Origin of the sequence: Paracoccus onchidii (genome assembly GCF_028294535.1) — a bacterium.
GTDB classification, from domain to species: domain Bacteria; phylum Pseudomonadota; class Alphaproteobacteria; order Rhodobacterales; family Rhodobacteraceae; genus Paracoccus; species Paracoccus onchidii.
The window spans coordinates 215,068-235,639 of record NZ_JAQBIE010000003.1; the positions used below are offsets into that span (position 1 = coordinate 215,068).

Below are 20,572 nucleotides of genomic sequence, written 5' to 3' on the forward strand. Positions count from 1 at the left end.
GCATTCCCGATTGGGCAATCGTCGCGAACAGGTGATGCGCATTTTCCCGCCTTTGCCGGACATGCCTCGGCGCTTGCCGCGTCGGTAACCTTCTGCGATAGAAGCAGCATTCCGATATCAGCCAGAGGCCGCCCATGACCTTCCGCGCCCGACATCTTCTGGGTATCGACCACCTCGCGCCGCCAGACATCACGACCCTGCTGAATCTGGCCGAGGAATACGTGGCGCTGAACCGGCGCACGGTCAAACATTCCGATGCCCTTGCCGGGATGACCCAGATCAACATGTTCTTCGAGAACTCGACCCGGACCCAGGCCAGCTTCGAGCTGGCCGGCAAGCGTCTGGGCGCGGATGTGATGAACATGGCCGTGGCCCAGTCCAGCGTGAAAAAGGGCGAAACCCTGATCGACACGGCGCTGACGCTGAACGCCATGCAGCCCGACCTGCTGGTTGTGCGCCACCAGAATTCAGGCGCCGTGAACCTGCTGGCCGAAAAGGTGAACTGTGCGGTCATCAATGCCGGCGACGGCAGGCATGAACATCCGACACAGGCGCTGCTGGACGCGCTGACCATCCGGCGGGCCAAAGGGCGGCTGCAACGGCTGACCATCGCGATCTGTGGCGATATCGCCCATAGCCGCGTGGCGCGGTCGAACCTGATCCTGCTGGGAAAAATGGAAAACCGGATCCGTTTGGTCGGTCCCGCCACGCTGATGCCTTCGGGCGTATCGGATATGGGGGTCGAGCTTTACGAAGACATGTCCGAAGGCCTGAAGGGCGCCGATGTCGTGATGATGCTGAGACTGCAGAAAGAACGGATGGACGGGGGCTTCATTCCGTCGGAACGTGAATATTACCACCGCTGGGGGTTGGATGCCGCCAAGCTTGCCCTGGCCTCTGACGATGCCATCGTCATGCATCCCGGCCCGATGAATCGCGGGGTCGAGATCGACGGCACGATCGCAGATGACATCAACCGCAGCGTCATTCAGGATCAGGTCGAAATGGGCGTTGCCGTGCGCATGGCCGCGCTGGACCTGTTGGCGCGCAACCTGCGTGCCGAACGCGGCCGCGCCGCAGCCGAGGTCATGGCATGAGCATCACCGTTTTTGCAAATGCCCGCCTGATCGATCCCGAGGCGCAGACCGACGAAACCGGCAGCCTGCTGGTCCGCGACGGCATGATCATGGCCCGGGGCAATGCCGCCGAAGCAGCACCCGAAGGCGCAGAGGTCATCGATTGCTGCGGTCATGCGCTGGCCCCCGGCCTTGTCGACTGGGGCGTCAAGATCGGCGAACCCGGCGAGCGCCACAAGGAAAGCTTTCGCAGTGCCGCGCTTGCGGCGGCGGCGGGCGGGGTCACCACGCTGATTGCCCGCCCCGACACCATGCCGCCGATCGACACGCCGGAATCGCTGGAATTCGTGACCCGCCGCGCAGCCGATGCGCCGGTCAACATTCACCACATGGCTGCGCTGACCAAGGCACGCGAAGGCCGGGAAATGGTTGAAATCGGGTTTCTGAACGATCTTGGCGCAGTCGCATTTTCCGATGGCGTGCGGGTCATTCCCGACACCAAGGTTCTGTCCCGCTGCATGACATATGCCCGCGGTTTGGATGCGCTGATCGTCGGGCACCCCCAGGATGCGGGGCTGTCACGCGGTGCTGCCGCCACCAGCGGAAAATTCGCTTCGCTCTATGGCATTCCCTCCGTGTCGCCGATGGCCGAAGTCATGGGGCTGGATCGGGATCTGGCACTGGTCGCCATGACCCGGTGTCGGTGGCACGCCGATCAGGTGACCACCGCTGCCGCCCTGCCCGCCCTGACACGCGCACGTGACGCGGGACTTGACGTTACGGCAGGGATCTCGATTCATCATCTCACCCTGAATGAACTGGATGTCGGCGATTACCGGACATTCTTCCGTTTCACCCCCCCACTGCGCAGCGAAGCAGACCGGCAGGCAATGGTGCAGGCAATCGCCGATGGCATCATCGACGTGATCGCCAGCTTTCACACCCCGCAGGACGAAGAATCCAAGCGCCTGCCCTTCGAAGAGGCCGCGCCGGGGGCAGTCGGTCTGCAAACCCTGCTGCCCGCCGCCATGCGCCTGTATCATCAGGGGGGGCTTGCGTTGCCACAGCTATGGCGGGCGATGTCGCTGAACCCGGCGCGGCGACTGGGCCTGACTTCGGGGCGGATATCGAAGGGGGCGCCCGCCGATCTGGTGCTGTTCGACCCCGATGCACCATTCGTCATGGACCGCTTCAAGCTGTTGTCCAAATCCAAGAACACGCCATTTGACGGCGCCCGCATGGAGGGACGCGTCAAGGGCACATGGGTCGCGGGGCAACGCGTTTTCGGAGAGGGCGCATGACCGCAATCATCTGGACCGTTCTGGGCTATCTGCTGGGCTCGGTGCCTTTCGGCATCGTCATTACGCGCGCATTGGGGCTGGGCGATCTGCGTCAGATCGGGTCAGGCAATATCGGCGCCACGAATGTGCTGCGCACAGGCAACAAGCCCGCCGCGCTTGCCACCTTGTTGCTGGATTCAGGCAAAGGCGCGATCGCCGTGCTTCTGGCGCGCTATTTCGGCGGTGAAACCGCCGCGATCCTGGCGGGTTGCGCCGCATTTCTGGGGCATTGCTTTCCGGTATGGCTTGGCTTTCGTGGCGGCAAGGGCGTCGCCACATTTCTGGGCACGCTGATCGCACTTTACTGGCCGCTGGGGCTGACAGCCTGCGCGATCTGGCTGCTGACCGCCGCTATCAGCAGAATCAGCAGCCTTTCCGCGCTGTTGGCGGCCCTTGCCTCGCCATTTCTGGCCTGGTCGATGGGCCGAAGCGACCTGATCCTGGCCTGCCTGTTCATGGTTGCGCTGATCCTGCTGCGCCACAGGGCCAACATCACCCGCCTGCTGAACGGATCCGAGCCGCGCATCGGGCGCAAGGACTAGCTTCAGCCCAACCTAGCGTTCGGCCACCAGCTTGCGCCCTGCGGGGCGCGCAGGACGGGCGGGTGGCACGCTGTCTTCTTCGGATGATGGCTGGGCGACATCGCGCAGCGGTGTCGCCGAGAACGGCCGGATCGTCGTACTTGCCGGACCTTGATTCACGATCCGCTGCAGCAATTCAGCGCTGCGCGATGCGGTGAGCGCCAGCGAAATCAGCGCCAGGCAGCTGCCCGCCAGCAAGATCAGCACAACCATCCCCAACAGACCAAGATAGATCGGCAGCGGAGGCACCCCTTCCGCCTGCCGCACCAACGCCGTCACGGCAGCCCCCAGACCGACAACGCCGGTCAGGAAAACCAGCCCTACCAGCCGCTGCACCCATTTCATCGGATCAGCCCGCATCACTTGCACCTCGTCACTTTTTTCATCGGGGTGCCACCGGACCGGATTCTTTTCAAGATCTGAGCAGCGTTGGGCCTGTCACCTTGTCGTGCGCACCGATTTTCAGCCCCCAGAGGTCGCGATCAATAAGAGTATTCGCCGTAGATCTTCGACAGGTCGCCCTGCCATTCGCCGTGATATTTCTCCAGCAGCTCATCGGCCGGAACCTTGCCGGTATCGACGCTTTCCTTCAGCGCGTTCAGGAAATGCGTCTCGTCGGGGACCAGACCGCCCGCGCCCGCGCGGCCACGGTTGCGCAGGCCCTGTTCGGCAATCGCCAGAACCTCGCGCGCCAGATCATGCAACCGGATGCCGTTCACCTCGCCCTGCAACGCATCGCGACCCGCCGCGACGCGCAGGCCCTGACGGGTTTCGTGGTCCCAGCCCTTGACCAGATCCCATGCCGCGTCCAGCGCCTGCTGGTCATAGGTCAGCCCGACCCACAGCGCGGGCAGCGCGCAAAGACGCCGCCACGGGCCACCATCGGCGCCGCGCATCTCGATGAATTTCTTGACCCGTGCCTCGGGGAAGACTGTGGTCATGTGATCGGCCCAGTCCGACAGAGTCGGCACCTGACCGGGCAGCGCGGGCAATTCGCCCTTCAGGAAATCGCGGAAGGACTGACCAAGCGCGTCGATATATTTGCCGTCGCGATAGACGAAATACATCGGCACATCGAGGACGTAATCCACCCATGCCTCGTAGCCGAACCCATCTTCGAACACGAAGGGCAGCATGCCGGTGCGGGCGTCATCCAGATTCTGCCAGATATGCGCGCGCCAGCTTTTCATGCCGTTGGGCTGATTGTCGAGAAAGGGCGAATTGGCGAACAGCGCCGTCGCCACCGGTTGCAGCGCCAGCGCGACGCGCAGCTTCTGCACCATGTCGGCCTCGCTGGCGAAATCCAGATTCACCTGCACGGTGCAGGTGCGATACATCATCTGTTTGCCAAGTGTTCCGACGCGATCCATGTAATCGGTCATCAGGCGATAGCGCCCCTTGGGCATCATCGGCATCTGATCCTGCGACCAGATCGGCGCCGCCCCCAGACCGATGAACCCCGCCCCGATCTGATCGGCCACGGCCTTCACCTCGGCCAGATGGCTGTTCACCTCGTCGCAGGTCTGGTGGATGGTTTCCAACGGCGCGCCCGAAAGTTCCAGCTGCCCACCGGGTTCAAGGCTGACATTGGCGCCGTCGCGTTCCAGCCCGATGATCTTGCCCTGTTCCAGCACAGGTTGCCATCCGAAACCTTGTTGCAATCCCGTCAGCATCGCCTGGATCGAACAATCACCCTCATAGGGCAGTGGCAGCTTCTTGTCCTTGCAGTAGCCGAATTTTTCATGCTCGGTCCCGATCCGCCAAGCCTCGCGTGGCTTTTCGCCCGCGGCCAGATAGGCGGCCAGTTGATCGCGGCTTTCAATCGGGCCACCGCCCTGCTGAGGAATGGACATGCGACGGGGCCTTTCTGCATTACCGGTCGGTCACAGGTGGCAACGGGCGTCGCGCAAGTCAACCCGCCTCAGGCATCTCTCCGCCAAACGGTGTGCATGGCGTCACTTTGTTCCGCCACATGTGCCAGCGCGTTCGAGACCGCCCCCATCTGCAATCCCGGCAAAGCGGTGAAAGCATGGGCCAGCGCATCGGCCCCGGCGGCATCGACCGGGATCAGCAGGGCCTCGCCCCCCGCGCTGCGCAAGCGCCAATGCCCCCGACCGTCCAGACGCAACAGACGAATTTCAACCAGATCGCGCAGCGCTATTTCGCCACCCATCTGCGTGGCCCCGAAATAGCGAACCGCGCCTTCGACCACCTCGACAAGACCGGGCGCGGCAATATCGCGGCGAAATGGCAATCGCCGCCAAGCCCCGATCAGCAGGGCCAGCGCGACCAGGACCACGACCCCGCCAATGACCAGACAAAACCAGCCGCCCAGCCAGATCAGCCACCCACCTCCAAGCATGATCGCAAGGCCCGCCAAGATCTCGCCCCATCGCGACATCATCTGGCGCACGGGTTCGCGGATCATACCGCCACCCTACCAGCGTGACAGCGCGTGTTCATCGCTGTCACGCGCATCAACCCAACGCGTTGAGCCATCCCTGGAAATTTCGCGCTTCCAGAAAGGAGCGCGCGATTTCAACCAATCCATCAGGTAATCCGCCGCCTGAAACGCCGCGTGCCGGTGCCGCGCGGCGGTCGCAACCATCATGATCTGTTCGCCAACCTCCAGACGCCCGTGCCGATGCACGATCCGCCAATCCGACAATTGAAACCGCTTGGCGGCCTCGTGGCCATAGGCGGTCAACGAAGATTGCGTCATCGCGGGGTAATGCTCGATCTCGAGCGCGGCCAGGTTCCCGCCATCATCACGCACAACACCTGTGAAGGTCACGATTGCCCCCGCCCCGACCCCGAAATCCCGCAGGACCTGTTCGGGTTGAAACGGTCCGGGCTGAACCAGCGCAGACATTCTCAGCCACCCGTCATCGGCGGAAAGAACGCGATCTCGCGTGCGCCTTCAATTGATGTATCCATATCGGCCAGTTCCTGATCCACCGCACAGCGCACTGCAGACATGTCGGCAAAGGCGGCAGCGTGCCAATCATCCTTGGCGGCCAATTCGGCAACAAGCTGACCAACCGTTCGTGCCGAACTTTCAATCCGTTCGGACGGCTCTCCGATGCGTTCGCGCAACCAGGCGAAATACAAAACGTCAAACGTCATTGGCAGGCTCTTTCAGATAGGGCAGCGCTTTCACGAAATAGTCCCATCCGGTCCAGCCGGTCAGGATCGCGGCAATCCAGATCAAGCTCAGGCCAAGCTGGTTGGCCAGATCGGACCAGCTGTCAGACCAGGGCAGTCTTGCCTCGCCGACAAGTGGGGGTTTGCCATGTTCAACATAGGCAAGACCGGTCCCCAGGAACAGCACGGCGATCGCGACCATCTGGAAGGTGGTTTTCCATTTGGCCAGCTTGGTCACCTTGAGCAATTTGGCATTGGGGCCAAGAAACTCGCGCAGGCCCGATACGAACACCTCGCGGAACAGGATGATCGCCGCAGGCAGGATCAGCCACGGATTCATGCCGGAATAGCCCGTGATCACGACCAGTGCGATCACCACCATCGCCTTGTCCGCGATCGGGTCCATGGCGGCGCCGAACTTGCTTTCCTGTTGCCATGCGCGCGCCAGATAGCCGTCGAACCAATCCGTGATCGCCGCCAGCATGAACAGGGCCAGTGCGGCCCAATCTGCCCAGGGGCGTTGAAAATACAGGAACATCAGCGGCACCGCGGGTGCCGCGATCAACCGCAAGAGGGTCAGGATATTGGGAATGGTCCAGCGCATGGGCGCAAGCTAGTCCTTGCGCAGACGCTTGGAAAGAGGCGACGCAACATGATGGCGACCAAGTGGCAAAAAAACGGGCACCGAAATGCCCGTCACCTTGCCGGATCGGCCCATGTGGCTAGGCCGGGGGCGACTGATCCGGGAACAGATCAAAGACGCGATCGAGAATCGCGATTTTCAGCGCCTTGATGCGGGTTTCGCCAAAATGGTGGGTCTGGCGCCCCCAGACAATGACAGAATCGCCGGGGCTGGCATTCGCGTCTTCCAGCCCGACCTCGCGATTGCGGGCATGGCCGGCCAGTTCGACCGTCCAATTGACCCCATCACTTGCCCGCACCTGCAGGGTTGGATCGGTTCCGTTGATATAGATATCCGTGATCACGGCATCCAGTCGGGTAACATCGTCTTCGTATTCCGCCCAATGGTCGCGCGAAATGACATCGTCGCGGGCAAATAGCGGACCGCGGCAAGCAATCAGGCCAGAATTGGCGAAACGGAGCATGGCAGCCTCCTTGTTCGATGTGATGAGCAGGTCACAACCCTAGCGTGATTCGACGCCGACCCCGCGGTAGCACCTTACCTAAGGTCAGCAATGACGGGCCGCCGCATGCATTTCAGCCCTTGGCGTGGAAGTGATCATAGATCTTCTGCGCCATCGCCGCAGAGATTCCCTCGACCGCCCGCAGATCGACCAGGCCGGCGCGACTGACCGCCTTGGCGCTGCCGAAATGGGCCAGCAATGCCCTTTTGCGCGCAGCCCCGATGCCCGCAATCTCATCCAGAGGATTGGCCATGACCGATTTCGCCCGTTTGGCCCGATGCGTGCCGATCGCCCACCGATGCGCTTCGTCACGCAGACGCTGCACGAAATACAGAACCGGATCATTCATCCGCAAGGCAAATGGCCGCTTGCCGGGCCGGTGGAATTCCTCTTTGCCGTGATCGCGATCAACACCTTTGGCCACGCCGATCATGGGAATATCCTCGACCCCAAGATCTGCCATGATCTCTTCCACGGCAGAAACCTGCCCTGCACCGCCATCGATCAACAGCAGATCAGGCCAGGCCTCGGTCTGCCTGTCGGGGTCTTCCTTTTGCAGCCGTTTGAAACGCCGGGTCAGGACCTCTTTCATCATGCCGAAATCATCACCCGGCGTGATTTCCGTGCCCTTGATGTTGAACTTGCGATACTGGTTCTTGATGAACCCTTCGGGGCCGGCCACGATCATTCCGCCGACCGCGTTCGTGCCCATGATATGACTGTTGTCATAGACCTCGATCCGGCGCGGCGGAGCCGGCAGATCAAAGGCGTCGGCCAGACCTTGCAGCAATTTGGCCTGCGCTGCGCTTTCCGACATCCGCCTTGCAAGGCTTTCGCGCGCATTGCGCAGCGCATTGGTCACCAGTTCGAATTTCTCGCCCCGCTGAGGCACCAGAACCTCGACCTTGCGGCCAGCACGATCCGACAGCACATCGGCGGCCAATTCAGGATCCTCTAACCCATGTGACAGCAGGATCTGACGGGGCGGCGGCTTGTTGTCATAGAACTGCATCATGAACGCCTGCATCACCTCATCCGGCGATTCCGCGCCCCCCAGCCGGGGATAGAAATCGCGGTTCCCCCAGACCTGATTGCCGCGAATGAAGAAGATCTGCACACAGGCCTGCCCGTGTTCGATATGCAGTGCGATGATGTCAGCCTCGGATACCCCACGCGGGTTGATGGCCTGCACCGACTGCACCGCCGTCAGGGCCTTGATCCGGTCGCGCAGCGCCGCCGCGCGTTCATATTCCATCGCTCCGGATGCCTCGGCCATTTCTTGCGCCAACGACGATTGGATCGCCGTCGTCTTGCCCTGCAGGAACCGTTCAGCGTCACGAACCAGACCGGCATATTCATCGTGGGAAATCCGCCCGACGCAGGGCGCGCTGCAGCGCTTGATCTGATATAGCAGACAGGGCCGGGTGCGGCTTTCGAACACCGAGTCGGTGCAATTGCGCAGCAGAAAGACCCGCTGAAGCTGTGTCAGGGTGCGATTGACCGCGCCGGCGCTGGCAAATGGGCCATAATAGTCGCCCTTTTCCGATTTCGCGCCACGGTGTTTCTTGATCTGGGGAAAGTCATGCGACTTGGCCACCAATATATTGGGGAACGACTTGTCGTCACGCAGCAGCACATTGTAGCGCGGCTTGAGCTGCTTGATCAGGTTCTGCTCCAGCAGCAGCGCCTCGGTTTCGGTGCGCGTGGTCAGGAACATCATCGAAGCGGTTTCGCGGATCATTCGCGCAATGCGTGCCGTATGACCCAAGGGGCGGGCATAATTGGAAACGCGCGCCCTGAGGTCGCGTGCTTTTCCAACGTAAAGCACCGCACCTTGTGCATCCAGCATGCGATACACACCCGGACTGCCATCAAGCGTCCGAACATAATCCTGAATTAGCGCGTGCCCTGTTTTCTGCGTCATATCGTCAAGAAAGTGATTCCCGTGGCCGGCTGCAAGTTCCCGGCATCGAATACAAGATTGAACCTGTCCACGACTCTTGTGGATAACTCTGTGGGTGCCCTGTGAGGGAAGGGGCGCTTGTCCAGCAATCGTTACAGTTCAATGACTTTGCCCATTTTTTAAGCATCTTTTTAACGCATTGAAACTAAAAGATCTTTTTATTTCCATGTATTCAACCGCAAAAAAACCGTTACGATTCAGACAGGTTAAGACATGCCCTCAAGAAACGTGGACAGTTGACGCGGCGGCATTGCATTTTGCTATACTGGACCAGATCGAGAACATCGCGATTTTGCACGCTGTGTAGCGGGCAAAAGGATCAAAACAGCGCCCAGAGATACACCGAATAGAGCCCAAGCAGCACCACGCCGACCGACCGGGAAAGCGCGATTCCCCGAAACAGGAACGGGCCCAACAACAACGAACTGCCCAGCATGACCCACATATCCAGGTTCAGGATCTGCTCGGGGACAGGCAAGGGCTGCACCAACGAGGTGATCCCCAGGATCGCCAGCAAATTGAACAGGTTCGACCCGACCACATTTCCCAGCGCCATATCGGCCCTGCCCCGCAATGCCGAAGCAACCGATGCCGCCATCTCGGGCAAGGACGTGCCGATCGCAACAAGCGTCAGCCCGATCACCGCTTCGCTGATGCCAAAGACCCGCGCAATGTCGGAGGCGCCGATGACCAGCAGATTCGCTCCCAGCGGCAAACCGATGATTCCCACGGCAAGCCAAAGCAAGATCTTCAACCATCTTGCACCGGGCTCGACGCCCTCCAGTTCTTCGGGCTGGGACTCGTTTTGCCCCTCGGTCAGCTGACGCCACAGCACCACACCAAGAGCCGCCAGCAAGATCATCCCTTGCACACGCCCGATCAAGCCCATGAATGACAGCGCCATGACCAGAACCGTAGCCCCGATCATCATCCCCCAGCTTTCGCGCAGATCATGGCCGCGCGTCGGAATACCCGACACAACCGCCGTCGTGCCCAGAATTAGCAAGATATTGGCGATATTCGACCCGACGACATTGCCAATGGCGATGTCCGAAGACCCCTTCAGGGCAGCTGACAGCGACACCATCAGTTCCGGCGCAGAGGTCCCGAAGGCCACCACCGTAAGTCCCACGACCAACGGGGTCAGTCCAAGGCGCAACGACAGATTGACCGCGCCCTTGACCAGCATATCACCGCCAAGAACCAGAAATCCCAGCCCGGCCAGAACCAACAGAAGATCAACGATCACGTCGTGACAATCCCAAAAGCTTCAGCATGAACTTGCGAACCCCGGGCCCGCTGAACAGCGCAATCGCGACCATCACCAGCAGGAACAGGATGACGAACCGAACGCTCATGATCCGGCACCGAAACGTGCAAAGGCGGCCCGTTCCCCGGCGTGGTCCAGGACCGCATCGGCCGACAGGCCCATCCGACGGAACAGGGATTGTTTCGGACTATGCATGATGAATCGCACCTTTTCTCCGTATCGCCGTTTCATTTCGGGCACCAGATGCGCAATGCCATCCGCCAGTCCCAGCCTGACCGCCTCTTGCCCGGCCCAGAATTCACCGGTGAAGAGGTCGCGCTCGCCGCTTAGCCTTGACCCGCGCCGCGCCGTCACATGCCGTTTGAAGGCCTCGTGAACAGGTTCCAGAACATTGCGCAGCCGCTCGACATCGGCAGGGTTTTCGGGGCGGAACGGATCCAGCGTCGATTTCGATGTTCCGGCGGTATGCACCCGCCGCTCGATTCCCCAACGCGCAATCAGGTCATGAAACCCGAACCCCGCCGAAATCACCCCGACAGACCCCAGAACCGAGCTGTCATCCGCCCAGATGTGATCTGCGGCGCATGCCAGCCAATATCCGCCCGAAGCGGCCACATCCTCGACAAACGCATGAACCGGAACCTGATTTTCATCGGCCAGACGCCGGATACGCGCGGCAATCAGCGAGGATTGCACGGGCGAGCCGCCGGGCGAATTGATGACCAAGGCCACGGCAACAGGCTTGCCCCGGCGAAAGGCACGCTCGATCATTGGCGCAAGGGCCGCATCGTTCAGGCCGCCGCGCCGCCCAGCCATGCCAATCGCGCCGTTCAGGCGAATGACGGGGACACGCGGGCGACGTTCGATGAGGCGCTGAAGATAAGGAATTTTCATACCCCGACAGATAGTGCCCCGCCCGCCCCGTCACAAGGCGGCATTCTACCCGGTTACGCCACGAATCGTATCACCGGGCATGAAGGTCGGCGTCAAAGCGATGATCCGATCATCCGGGGTGCTGTCCTTGCCCGCCACCAGCCGCGCGGCTCGGCGTCCAATATCGACACGCCGCGCATCGGTCGTTGTCAACCGCACCGGCAAACCATCCAGCAAATCAACCCCGTTGAATCCAGCCAGACCGATCCGGCCGGGAATGTCATAGCCCTGATCAATACAGTACAGCAGCCCGCCCGCGCCGATCATATCATTGGAATAATACAAGAAATCAAGATCAGGCGCACGCGTCAGGATGCGCTCGGTCAGCTCGCGGCCCTTCAACAGGGACGAGCCGCCCTGATAATATTCGCGCGCCTCAAGCTGCACACCGGCCTCGGCCAACCCTTCCTCGAAACCGACAAGCCGCTTTCTGGCCCGGTGGTCTTCGGGCATGTGGGTGCCAACGAATCCGATGCGCCGGTACCCGGCCGTGACAATCCGCGCCGCCATCTCGCGGCCCGCCCGCATATGCGAGATCCCGACCAGGGTATCGATCCCCTCGCCATCGGTATCCATGATTTCAATCACCGGAATACCGGCATTCGCCAGCATCGCGCGTGACGCCTTGCTATGTTCGACCCCGGCCAGAATCACCCCCGATGGCCGCCAGGACAGCATGTCATACAGCACCATTTCCTCGCGCGCGGGTGAATAATGGGTCACTCCGATAACCGGTTGCAGCCCGGTATCGTCCAACTCAGCCGACACACCGCTAAGCACATCGGGGAACACCAGGTTCGACAAGGATGGAATCACAACCGCCACAAGGTTGACACGCTGGCTGGCCAGCCCGCCGGCGATCTTGTTGGGCACGTAACCCAGAGTCTTGGCTGCGGTCAGCACCTTTTCACGCGTGGCGGCCGAAACATCCCCACGATTTCGCAACACCCGGCTGACGGTCATTTCAGATACGCCCGACGCCTCCGAAACATCACGAAGCGTAAGGGGACGACGCGGGCGGGAAACTGTCATGAGATGCCAACAAGATTAAGGACCTCAGGGATGTTAGCGGACATCAACACGCGCGACAAGCTTGCCAAACCCGCCTCTTACCTGCAAAAGACACCGAACGAGGCCCCGTGGCTCAACTGGATAGAGCAGCCCCCTCCTAAGGGGCAGGTTGCAGGTTCGAATCCTGCCGGGGTCGCCAAAACCACCTGAAAATATGACTTATTTGCAAGGCGTTGTGCAGAAGCGTGTAGAAACGCCCGTTTCGTTTTCCGCCGAATTCTCCGAAAACGAGCGAAATCTCGTACAAAACCTGTACAAAATTCGCACGTCCGTGCGGCTTTTGGGGTGTTCTCATGAGCTGGCGGGTACCGGGGCCACCACGGCCCCCAAACCATCCTAAAACCATCCATAAACCACCTACGCGCGAGCGCGAGGCGGCGGAGGATGAAGAGGCTGAGAAGGTATTAGCCGCTTATCCGCCCGACCGAGTGCGCGGGAAAGCCGAGTGTCTCGGGCGGATCAGGGAGGCCTTGGACGCTGGAACAGAGGTCGAGGACCTGTCACAGGCCGTGAAGGCCTACGCAACCGAGAGCGCGGGCTTCACTCGGTCGAAGGTTTGTTTCTCGGACAACTGGTTCAAGTCGGGGCGCTGGCGCAGTTACGTCGAGGACATCGCCCGGAACCGAGAAGGGTCGAAGGCCAAGGAAGCCGAGATGTTGGCGGGCTTGGCAAACTGGGTCACAGACAAGCATCCGCTTTGCCGCCACATAACGCCCGGTCAGATCGATGCGCTCTTGGCCGCAGAGCTGGTGACACAGGCGCAGATTCAAGCGGCGGGCCTCAGATCATGAGCACCACTGATCCCACCGAAGTGCAAACAGCAAGGCGACCCGCGCGCAAGGTCGCGACGAGCTGCACGCCTGGATACAGGACCAGATCGGTATGGGCCTCATCACCGACCGCGCATCAATGATCGACGCCCTGACAGATGCAGGCTTCGACCTGCCACGCACCGGCAGGGCCTACATCACCGCCCGCGACCCCGACACGGGAGAACGCTGGCGGCTGAAAGGAGAGATTTTCCATGAAGACTGGCAAGCCGACCCGGCTGAGCGAGAAACTGAACGCGGAGCTCGACGAGATCAGGCAGGAACACGTCGCCTCGACCTCGTCCCAGCTCAAGAGCTTCAGGATCGATTTGAAGAACATTGTGGGCGCCGCGCAGCATACCATCGCGAGCGATACGCGCCGGTTTCAGACCGAGACGGCGAGCCTGTTCGAGACGCGGCTGAGATCGATCCGCCTTTGGCTGACGATCTCGCCCTGGCTGATCGCGACGATGGTACTGACGGGGATCGCCTTGATGATGGCCGCGAGCTTTTTCTGGACGGTGCATCTGACGCGCTCAGAGCTGACGGAACTGGGCTTAACGCGGATCGAGCGGCCCGAGGGGACCTGGCTGGTCCTGGACCCGTCAAAGACGCGGCTCAGGACCAGCACGATGGACGGCCAACACGTGACCTGCATTCGGATCGAGGAGGACTAGATGACCCAACTGACAGCCTTGGAGCGCGACTTGCTCGCCTGCGTCGAGCGGCTGGTGACGGCCTCAGAGGCCTCCGCGAAGGATTTGACCGGCTTGGAGACACGCTCGACCGGCAGGATCGAGAAGGAACTGGCTGGTTTGAAAGACTGCGTGACCTTGCTCATTCGTTCACAAGCCGCAAGGCTTGCGGGTCGTCATGCCCAAAGACATGATCCGCAACGCTTGGGTGTTGCCGATGACAGGACAGGCAAAGGCTATGCTGTGCCAGAACCCGCCGCCGCAATTGTCGCCATTCCGGGGTGGCATAAAAGCGGTTGCGTTCCAGCAACCCGGCAGATCGGGCGGACGGGATCAGGCTTGCCACGCGCCCGCGCGCTGCCGCGATCTCCGTTTCGCGACCTTTATCCGCATGTCAGCCGATCCATGCGCTAACGTCCGCCGTCATCTGTTCCGGCACGATCCCATGCGCGGCGACGGCATCCAGCAGCGCCGCAACAGGGTCGATCTTTTCGGATTGCCGGGATCGGTCCAGATATTCCGCCGCTCCAGACCGTGCAAGGCGGACATTGGCCAAAGACCAGCCAAGAATCCGCTGATCCGACAGCAGCACGCGGCCAGCCTCGGCCATGCGTTCAAAGGTGCGGATCGGGGTGACAAGGGACCGGGCCGATCGGCTGATCCCGATGACCGGCACGTCACCAGACCAACCGACCGCACCCGGGTCGGTCACGACACGAAAGCCCGGCATCTGGTCCAATTCGTCGGCCAGTTGCGATGCCCCTGCCGGGTCGATCCCGACAACCTTCGGCTTACCGGTATCGCGCGCCTGATCCAGCAGGCCGAGGATGCCGGGCAGGTCGTCGCCGGGGGCGCAGGGGATCAAGTCGCCATCGTTCATGAAATCGGGTAGCGCCGTCTTGATCGGACTATTCCGTTCCCAGACGGACGGGGATGCCCAACAGCGGGTTGCGACCAGCCAAGACCGATCCGGGGCGAGGCCCAGAAACGTGATCGCGGACAGGTCGGAAAGCCCGCCAAGGTCAATCCCGGCGGCGATGCTGTCGGCCTGCCGGAACAGATCGGCCTCGGTCAAGCGCCCGGTCAGGCTGGCCAGGATCCGCGCGACAGACCAGCCGTCAGCCCCGGCCATCGCGGTTTCGGCTGTCACGTTGAAGAATTGGGCCTTGTCGCGGGCGACGGCATCCGGCCCCGATTGATTGGCCTCGGCTATGACCGACCGATAAAAGGCAGCATCCGCGATATGCGGGAATGAAGGCAGCAGACAGGGCCAAGCGGTTTCATCCGTCCACGGATCGCAGCCGGGCCAAGGTTCATAGATAACGGGCAGGAATCCGGGGGCTATTACGCGACCGTCGCGGACGGATCGGGCATAGGCCAGCAATTCCGCCCAAGTGCCGCGCGGCACGTCATCGCTTGTCGTCGTGATGTGCAGAATTTTGGCGGTCGGGCTGGCAGCCAAAGCCCCGCGTATTTGCGCGCGCAGCTTGTGTGATTGGGCCTTTTCGCCCAGAAGCCAAGACTCATCCAGCAGGATAGACCCCTTTAGCCCCGTCGCGGCTGATCGCTCAAAGGCTTTGACAGCCAGTTTTGATCCCGTCTTGCGGCTCTCAATCTCGCGGACATAGGGCCGGACATGCAGCAGATCGCGCAAGGTCTGGTCGGCCTCTATAGCCCCGTGAATCGCGTCAAAGGCCAGCGCGGCAATCCCGACCGATGGGGCCAAGATCGTGTATTGCTGATTCGGGGCCTGATCCGACAGGAACGCCGCCAGAAACAGCAGCGCGCCGCCGGTCGTCTTGGCCTGTTTCTTGGGCGTCGTCAGCAGGCATTCGCGGATCGTGTTGCCGCCCCAAACGGCCGTGCCGACAGATCGCAGCCAACTGAAGTTAGGCAGGTCGGACGTGCGCGGGAACGTCGCCAGATCGGCGACGCGCAGTTGATCGAATATCGCCCCGAACCGCTTTGCCTGTGCCGATCTGATCGGCAGCCGCGCGCAGGTGCCGCGCGTCCTGCACATGGCGGCAATAGGCTCCGATCAGGTCGGCATCGGCAGGTAGGCGGCCCTGTCCCTTTTCCAAAAACCCCGCAATCTCGGCAAAGCGCTTGGCCATGATCGGCGAAAGGTCTGCCGGGGGCTGGACAGGCGGCACTGTCGCCGCCGCCGTGGCCAATTGGGTTGCCTTCCGTCCGTGTGAATTGTTCCGTGTCTTGGGCATGATGGAATCCCCTTTTATCGTCATGTTATATCATCACAAAACATAGCATGACGCGGGAGATCTGCCCGGAATCGGGCAAAATGAACGCGATTCCCGTCAAAAGAACACTCCCCCGTGCGCTTATATCCCCATAAGCCCCGAATCCAGACAGCCCCCCCCGGTCGGGCACGCTTGTGGTCAGTGTGCAAATCAGCCAGTCGCTTGTTTGCCCTGCCCCGCGCGGCACTCATTTCAGCGGGATCGCGATAGTGCGACAGCATTGCAGGCTAGTGGCAAGGACCACGGCGCGAACTCAAGCGCCCCGCCGACCAGCATTTATAGCGTCTTAGTGCGAGTCGAGCAGGCACGATGAATGGCTAAGAGTGGCGCTGACAGCATGCGGCAGAACTCATCGGCATGACCACTAAGGCGATCTCCATCGCCAAGGGATCAAAAAGCGCTTCTCGCGCGGGGCTTTGGCAGCGCCACTGGATTACAGGTTCCACAAGCAGCGTTGTAAATGGGTGACAACGTGCTGCTTAGGGGCTTCCAAGTATCCATGTGGATGCCCGTCTACCTCGACGTAAACGGTCGAGTGAGCGCCGAGTAACGTCGGCGCAAAGCCAGAGCGGGCATCGGGGTCGAATCCTCCGGGGATGGCTACATCGGACGTGAGGCGGGCAGTGGCTGCGCGGCCTAGGGGTGGGCCGTAGGCTTCCGCCATAGCGCGATACTGCACCCCGGCGTCACTTCGAAACACAACGTCCGCGCGAGGCAGTTCAAACGGGCCTCGTGACTCCAGGTACTCCTTGGCAGCTTCGGGGCCGCGCTCTTCGCGCAGGCGCTGGGCTTCCTCCTCTACAACGCCTATGGCGCGAAGGGCTTCCTGGAGGCGCGGCGATGTGAAGCCGACCGAGTCATCCGGCAGCCACTGGAAAAAGAGAAAGGACGTGTCCCCGTTGGGCTTCACTTCGATATCAACCTTGTTACCGACGAAATCACTCCCCGTTCCGAGACGCGCGGGTAGCGTGAGATCGATGGATATGCGGCAGCCGTCGGGGATGTCGGGCGTGTTCTTATCCACGCATGATAGAAGATCCTGACCCTCCTCCAGCACGTCCTGTTTGGCCTTGCAGGCATCCCAAACGGGGCGCGTATCAACGTACGGCTTTACGTCCCAAGCGTAGGCTGCAGGCGCAAACGCAGTGAAAGCAGTTGCGACGAGAAGTAGGCGTTTCATAACAGGCTCCTTACTAATGGGTTTCCCAGCTGAGGCTCGAACGCTGCAGGCTTCCCGATATTTGTTCACGTTTTTAGCAGTGCCGTCGACGCAATCTTTTGATTGAGCACGGGTGAGAGAGCCCATTTGATCCGCATTGATCGACCATAAACCGTCCAAGAAAAACAACGCCCCCTAATCGGGCATCGGCCATGCGGCACTGCCTGTCAGTCGTCGTCAGCCTCGGGCAGAAACTCCGGGTCGAATGGCGGGTCCTGCTTGGATAGTTCAGGCAGCGACGGGATGCCCTCGCGCAACGCCTCGGCCAAGGCCGGATCGGGCGGCAAACCGATGTCGGCACGGGCGCGGGCATAGGTCGTGGCGGGGCGCGGCCAGAAACTATCGGGCAGCCCGAACCAGTCCACGCCGCCGCCTTCCGGGTCATAGGCCCAAGTCAGGGATGACGCCGCCGCATCGGCGTCCTGCCGGGCGGTCACGATCAGCTTGCGATCCGCTGCCGTCACGTCCTGCCCGCTGTCAAACCGCGTCCGCACATAGGAAAGCGTCACGGCGGCATCGTTCGCCATGTCGGCCCAAAGCTTATGGTCGGGGTGGCGGGTGTCGGGCGCGGCCATCAGCCCATGCAGGGCGCGCATCACGGCATCGTCAGCCATCGCAATATTGTAGGCGTGGGCCGCCCGGTCCGGGCAATTGTCACGCTGCACAGCCTCTAGGTGGCGGGCTTGTTTGTCATCGTCGTTAATGCGGGTCGGCATTCGGATTTCCTTTCCTGTGCAAGATGGTGGCCGCTACGGGGTCGGGTGACAGGTGCAGCCATGCGAAATCGCAGGTCGATTTATGGGGCGTGTCCGGCAGCCATCGGACCCGGCCAATCGGAACAACCCGGCTAATCCTGTGCATCCGGGCAGCGGCTTGCGCAGTGGCAAGCCAAGGGAACCGGACCAGCAGCCAAGCCGCCCGCCGGTCGCAGGTCAGCCTGTCGATCCAAGGCAGATGCCGCCCGCGTTCCCAAGGTGGATTTGTAATGACCAGATCAGCCGGGGGCAGCGGATCGGTCCGCATGTCACCAAATGCGATGCCTGCCTGTCGCGGGACCAGATCGAAAGCCGCCGCGCAGATGCCCCCGACCTCGGCCAGATGACGGATCAAGGCCCCATCGCCCGCGCAAGGTTCAATGAACGTGAACCCGTCACGCGGCAGGAACGGGAACAGGGGCGCAACCGCGTCCCGTGGCGTCGGCCACCATTGCAGATCGTGTAGGCTCATGCCGCGAGCTCGCGGGATCGGCGCGGGTCGGGGCTGTAACCTGCCAGCGTTCGGCAATCTCGGCCTTGACCAGACCCGCGACAGGCAGGCCGGGGATGACCTTTAGCGCCCCGTCCAGCATGGCCGCTGCCAAGGCTGCCGCCGTCGCCTCGGCATCCTCGGCAGCGCATTCGGCAGTAAATTCGTCATGCACGAAACCGACCCGACAAGCCGAGGCGGGCAGCCGTTCCAGCAGCAGGGGCATTGCAGCCATAGCGCATTCGGCTGCCCCGCCCTGAATTGGGGCGTTCAAGGCCAAGGTGCGCGAATATTGGGGGCGGCGGCGGTCGTATCGGTCGGCACTCGCGATCTGTCGTTTCGTCGGCGGACACGGGACCGGACGGCCCAAGGGCGTGCGTTGCAGGGCCTTGCCGCTTGCCGCAATTTCCTCGGCTATCTCGGCTATCTCGGCAAACTGGCAATCGCGCCAATCCGCCAGACCTTGCCGGCGTTCCCAGAAACCGGCGATGTATTCTGCCCCTTGATCGGCACTTGGCACCAAGGACGGATCGTCGCCCGACAGGGCCGCATCTTCTAGCATCCGCCGCCGCAGGCCGAACCCGCTGCCGCCATACAGCGACAGGAAATTGACCGTCTTTCCGACCTGCCGTTGATCGGGAGTCACGCCATCCGGGGCGATCCCGAAACTCGCCGCCGCCGTTTCTAGGTGCAGGTCGCGGGCCAGATCGGACAAGATCGCCAGCATGTCGGCATCGGCGGCGATGGCAGCGGCAACCCGCAATTCCATGCCGGAATAATCACACTTGACCAGCAGCCGACCGGGCGGGGCCATCACGAAATGCCGGCCCCCCTTGCGCGGCAGGTTTTGCAGGTTCGGGTCGCTACTGGCCCCGCGTCCTGTCTTGGCTGCGCACAGGGTCACGCTTCCGCGCAACCGCCCGTCGCGATCCTCGCGGACCCGCTGCCGGATTTTCGTGACCATGCCCTTATCGGAAACCAGCTTGCCCGCCTCTTGGGCCAAGATCACAGGCCGGAATGCCGGATTGGCCCCGCCATGCAGACGCATCGCCTTTGGCCCGACCTTTAGGACCTTTGTCTTTTCGGTCAGTTCCCAATCCGCCAGTTCCTCGGGCGTGGCATGATCCCGGACCCAAGCCGCCAGATTGTCGCCTGACAGCACGGGCGGACCATATAGCGGGACCAGTTCGGCCAAGGTCATCTTGTCCGGGGGCGTCTCGGGCCGCTGATCCTCGGGCAATCCCGCAAGCGCTTCATGGGCGCGGGCGATCAGGTCGGGCTTGCGCAGCCCGCCTTGCGTCCGGGGAAAGGCCGGATCATGGGCAAGTGTCGCCATGTTCTCGGCATAGCCCGCACGAAGATCGCAGATAACGGAATCCAGGGTTGATTGATCGACCGGCAGACCTTGCAATTCAATCTCGGCAACGGCAGGGATCGCCCGCACCGTCACAGCCAGCGCAGGCAGCGCCCCATCGGCTTTGATCCGGGGCAGGACATGCGCCAGCGCGTGCCGGCAGGCCACGGCATCCGCCGGCGCATAGGCGATATTGGCCGGGGTCAGGTCAGGCTTGGCCCATGTCTCGGGGGCCTGATCGCCCTTGTCCAGCGTCAGCCCCCAAAGCCGCGATGACACATAGGCCAAGGATGGACCTGTCGCGGTTTGATTCCGCTCCTTTGATAGCATTTACTGCAACAAAGGCGACTGCCTATGGGACTGAAACGGACGGAAGAATTCCGCCAAGATGCGGTGCGTATTGCGCTGACCAGTGGGCTGACGCGCAAGCAGGTGGCTGATGATCTGGGCGTTGGCATGTCGACGCTGA

Annotated in this window: 22 protein-coding genes, 1 tRNA gene and 1 pseudogene; 8 read left to right on the forward strand and 16 right to left on the reverse strand. The window is 61.8% G+C overall.

The window, feature by feature from the left end:
* Positions 1 to 134: 134 nt before the first annotated feature.
* Genes PAF17_RS03815 through plsY form a run of 3 tightly spaced genes read left to right on the forward strand, consistent with a single transcriptional unit; the run spans position 135 to position 2,958 of the window.
* A complete protein-coding gene (locus PAF17_RS03815) occupies positions 135 to 1,097 on the forward strand; it encodes an aspartate carbamoyltransferase catalytic subunit (RefSeq protein WP_271887745.1) in 963 nt (320 codons plus the stop codon).
* Positions 1,094 to 2,377: a dihydroorotase gene (gene pyrC, locus PAF17_RS03820; RefSeq protein ID WP_271887746.1), complete on the forward strand. Its 1,284-nt coding sequence runs from the start codon at positions 1,094 to 1,096 to the stop codon at positions 2,375 to 2,377. Before PAF17_RS03815 ends, pyrC begins: the two co-directional genes overlap by 4 nt.
* Positions 2,374 to 2,958, forward strand: a complete 585-nt coding sequence (gene plsY / locus PAF17_RS03825) for a glycerol-3-phosphate 1-O-acyltransferase PlsY (protein WP_271887747.1) — start codon at positions 2,374 to 2,376, stop codon at positions 2,956 to 2,958. Before pyrC ends, plsY begins: the two co-directional genes overlap by 4 nt.
* 12 nt (positions 2,959 to 2,970) lie before the next feature.
* Here plsY and PAF17_RS03830 read toward each other — a convergent pair whose 3' ends face one another.
* The 11 genes from PAF17_RS03830 to PAF17_RS03880 all read right to left on the reverse strand — a co-directional run bounded on the left by PAF17_RS03830 (position 2,971) and on the right by PAF17_RS03880 (position 12,484).
* Entirely contained in the window at positions 2,971 to 3,357 is a 387-nt protein-coding gene (locus PAF17_RS03830; protein ID WP_271887748.1) for a hypothetical protein, read from the reverse strand.
* Positions 3,358 to 3,479: 122 nt separating this feature from the next.
* Positions 3,480 to 4,850, reverse strand: a complete 1,371-nt coding sequence (locus PAF17_RS03835) for a glutamate--cysteine ligase (protein ID WP_271887749.1) — start codon at positions 4,848 to 4,850, stop codon at positions 3,480 to 3,482.
* Between the two features lie 68 nt (positions 4,851 to 4,918).
* Complete coding sequence (locus PAF17_RS03840) at positions 4,919 to 5,425, reverse strand: hypothetical protein (protein ID WP_271887750.1); 507 nt, start codon at positions 5,423 to 5,425, stop codon at positions 4,919 to 4,921.
* Positions 5,426 to 5,434: 9 nt separating this feature from the next.
* Positions 5,435 to 5,869, reverse strand: a complete 435-nt coding sequence (locus PAF17_RS03845) for a molybdenum cofactor biosynthesis protein MoaE (RefSeq protein ID WP_271887751.1) — start codon at positions 5,867 to 5,869, stop codon at positions 5,435 to 5,437.
* 2 nt (positions 5,870 to 5,871) lie between these two features.
* The gene (gene moaD / locus PAF17_RS03850) at positions 5,872 to 6,123 is read right to left on the reverse strand and encodes a molybdopterin converting factor subunit 1 (protein WP_271887752.1); all 252 of its coding nucleotides are present in this window, start codon (positions 6,121 to 6,123) and stop codon (positions 5,872 to 5,874) included.
* On the reverse strand, positions 6,113 to 6,745 hold the full coding sequence (gene pgsA / locus PAF17_RS03855; RefSeq protein ID WP_271887753.1) for a CDP-diacylglycerol--glycerol-3-phosphate 3-phosphatidyltransferase: 633 nt from the start codon (positions 6,743 to 6,745) through the stop codon (positions 6,113 to 6,115). Before pgsA ends, moaD begins: the two co-directional genes overlap by 11 nt.
* A 118-nt stretch (positions 6,746 to 6,863) precedes the next feature.
* On the reverse strand, positions 6,864 to 7,247 hold the full coding sequence (locus PAF17_RS03860; protein WP_271887754.1) for a hypothetical protein: 384 nt from the start codon (positions 7,245 to 7,247) through the stop codon (positions 6,864 to 6,866).
* Positions 7,248 to 7,359: 112 nt separating this feature from the next.
* Positions 7,360 to 9,210: an excinuclease ABC subunit UvrC gene (uvrC, locus tag PAF17_RS03865; RefSeq protein WP_271887755.1), complete on the reverse strand. Its 1,851-nt coding sequence runs from the start codon at positions 9,208 to 9,210 to the stop codon at positions 7,360 to 7,362.
* A 358-nt stretch (positions 9,211 to 9,568) separates the two neighbouring features.
* Positions 9,569 to 10,498, reverse strand: coding sequence for a calcium/sodium antiporter (locus tag PAF17_RS03870; RefSeq protein ID WP_271887756.1), 930 nt, complete (start codon positions 10,496 to 10,498; stop codon positions 9,569 to 9,571).
* A gap of 105 nt (positions 10,499 to 10,603) precedes the next feature.
* The gene (locus PAF17_RS03875) at positions 10,604 to 11,413 is read right to left on the reverse strand and encodes a S49 family peptidase (protein ID WP_271887757.1); all 810 of its coding nucleotides are present in this window, start codon (positions 11,411 to 11,413) and stop codon (positions 10,604 to 10,606) included.
* Between the two features lie 45 nt (positions 11,414 to 11,458).
* Positions 11,459 to 12,484: a LacI family DNA-binding transcriptional regulator gene (locus tag PAF17_RS03880; protein ID WP_271887758.1), complete on the reverse strand. Its 1,026-nt coding sequence runs from the start codon at positions 12,482 to 12,484 to the stop codon at positions 11,459 to 11,461.
* 101 nt (positions 12,485 to 12,585) lie between these two features.
* Here PAF17_RS03880 and PAF17_RS03885 point away from each other — a divergent pair.
* From PAF17_RS03885 to PAF17_RS03900, 4 genes are all read left to right on the forward strand, one after another.
* A tRNA-Arg gene (locus PAF17_RS03885) sits at positions 12,586 to 12,662 on the forward strand.
* A gap of 154 nt (positions 12,663 to 12,816) precedes the next feature.
* Positions 12,817 to 13,314 carry a hypothetical protein gene (locus PAF17_RS03890; RefSeq protein WP_271887759.1) on the forward strand — a complete coding sequence of 166 codons (498 nt, stop codon included), beginning with the start codon at positions 12,817 to 12,819 and terminating at the stop codon, positions 13,312 to 13,314.
* Positions 13,315 to 13,547: 233 nt separating this feature from the next.
* On the forward strand, positions 13,548 to 14,009 hold the full coding sequence (locus tag PAF17_RS03895) for a hypothetical protein (protein WP_271887760.1): 462 nt from the start codon (positions 13,548 to 13,550) through the stop codon (positions 14,007 to 14,009).
* Positions 14,010 to 14,441: a hypothetical protein gene (locus tag PAF17_RS03900; RefSeq protein ID WP_271887761.1), complete on the forward strand. Its 432-nt coding sequence runs from the start codon at positions 14,010 to 14,012 to the stop codon at positions 14,439 to 14,441.
* Here PAF17_RS03900 and PAF17_RS03905 read toward each other — a convergent pair.
* The 5 genes from PAF17_RS03905 to PAF17_RS03925 form a co-directional block, all read right to left on the reverse strand.
* The gene (locus tag PAF17_RS03905; RefSeq protein ID WP_271887762.1) at positions 14,422 to 16,047 is read right to left on the reverse strand and encodes a hypothetical protein; all 1,626 of its coding nucleotides are present in this window, start codon (positions 16,045 to 16,047) and stop codon (positions 14,422 to 14,424) included. The two genes, PAF17_RS03900 and PAF17_RS03905, sit on opposite strands and share 20 nt — an antisense overlap.
* A 671-nt stretch (positions 16,048 to 16,718) precedes the next feature.
* Positions 16,719 to 17,465 (reverse strand): hypothetical protein, encoded by a 747-nt coding sequence (locus PAF17_RS03910; RefSeq protein ID WP_271887763.1) that lies wholly within the window; start codon positions 17,463 to 17,465, stop codon positions 16,719 to 16,721.
* Between the two features lie 206 nt (positions 17,466 to 17,671).
* Complete coding sequence (locus PAF17_RS03915) at positions 17,672 to 18,220, reverse strand: hypothetical protein (RefSeq protein ID WP_271887764.1); 549 nt, start codon at positions 18,218 to 18,220, stop codon at positions 17,672 to 17,674.
* Entirely contained in the window at positions 18,204 to 18,731 is a 528-nt protein-coding gene (locus PAF17_RS03920) for a hypothetical protein (RefSeq protein ID WP_271887765.1), read from the reverse strand. The genes PAF17_RS03915 and PAF17_RS03920 overlap by 17 nt, the downstream gene beginning before the upstream one ends.
* Positions 18,655 to 20,382: a DNA polymerase gene (locus PAF17_RS03925; protein ID WP_271887783.1), complete on the reverse strand. Its 1,728-nt coding sequence runs from the start codon at positions 20,380 to 20,382 to the stop codon at positions 18,655 to 18,657. The genes PAF17_RS03920 and PAF17_RS03925 overlap by 77 nt, the downstream gene beginning before the upstream one ends.
* A gap of 75 nt (positions 20,383 to 20,457) precedes the next feature.
* Between PAF17_RS03925 and PAF17_RS03930 the strand changes: the two are divergent.
* Positions 20,458 to 20,572: pseudogene (locus tag PAF17_RS03930) on the forward strand (IS3 family transposase); the annotation flags it as partial.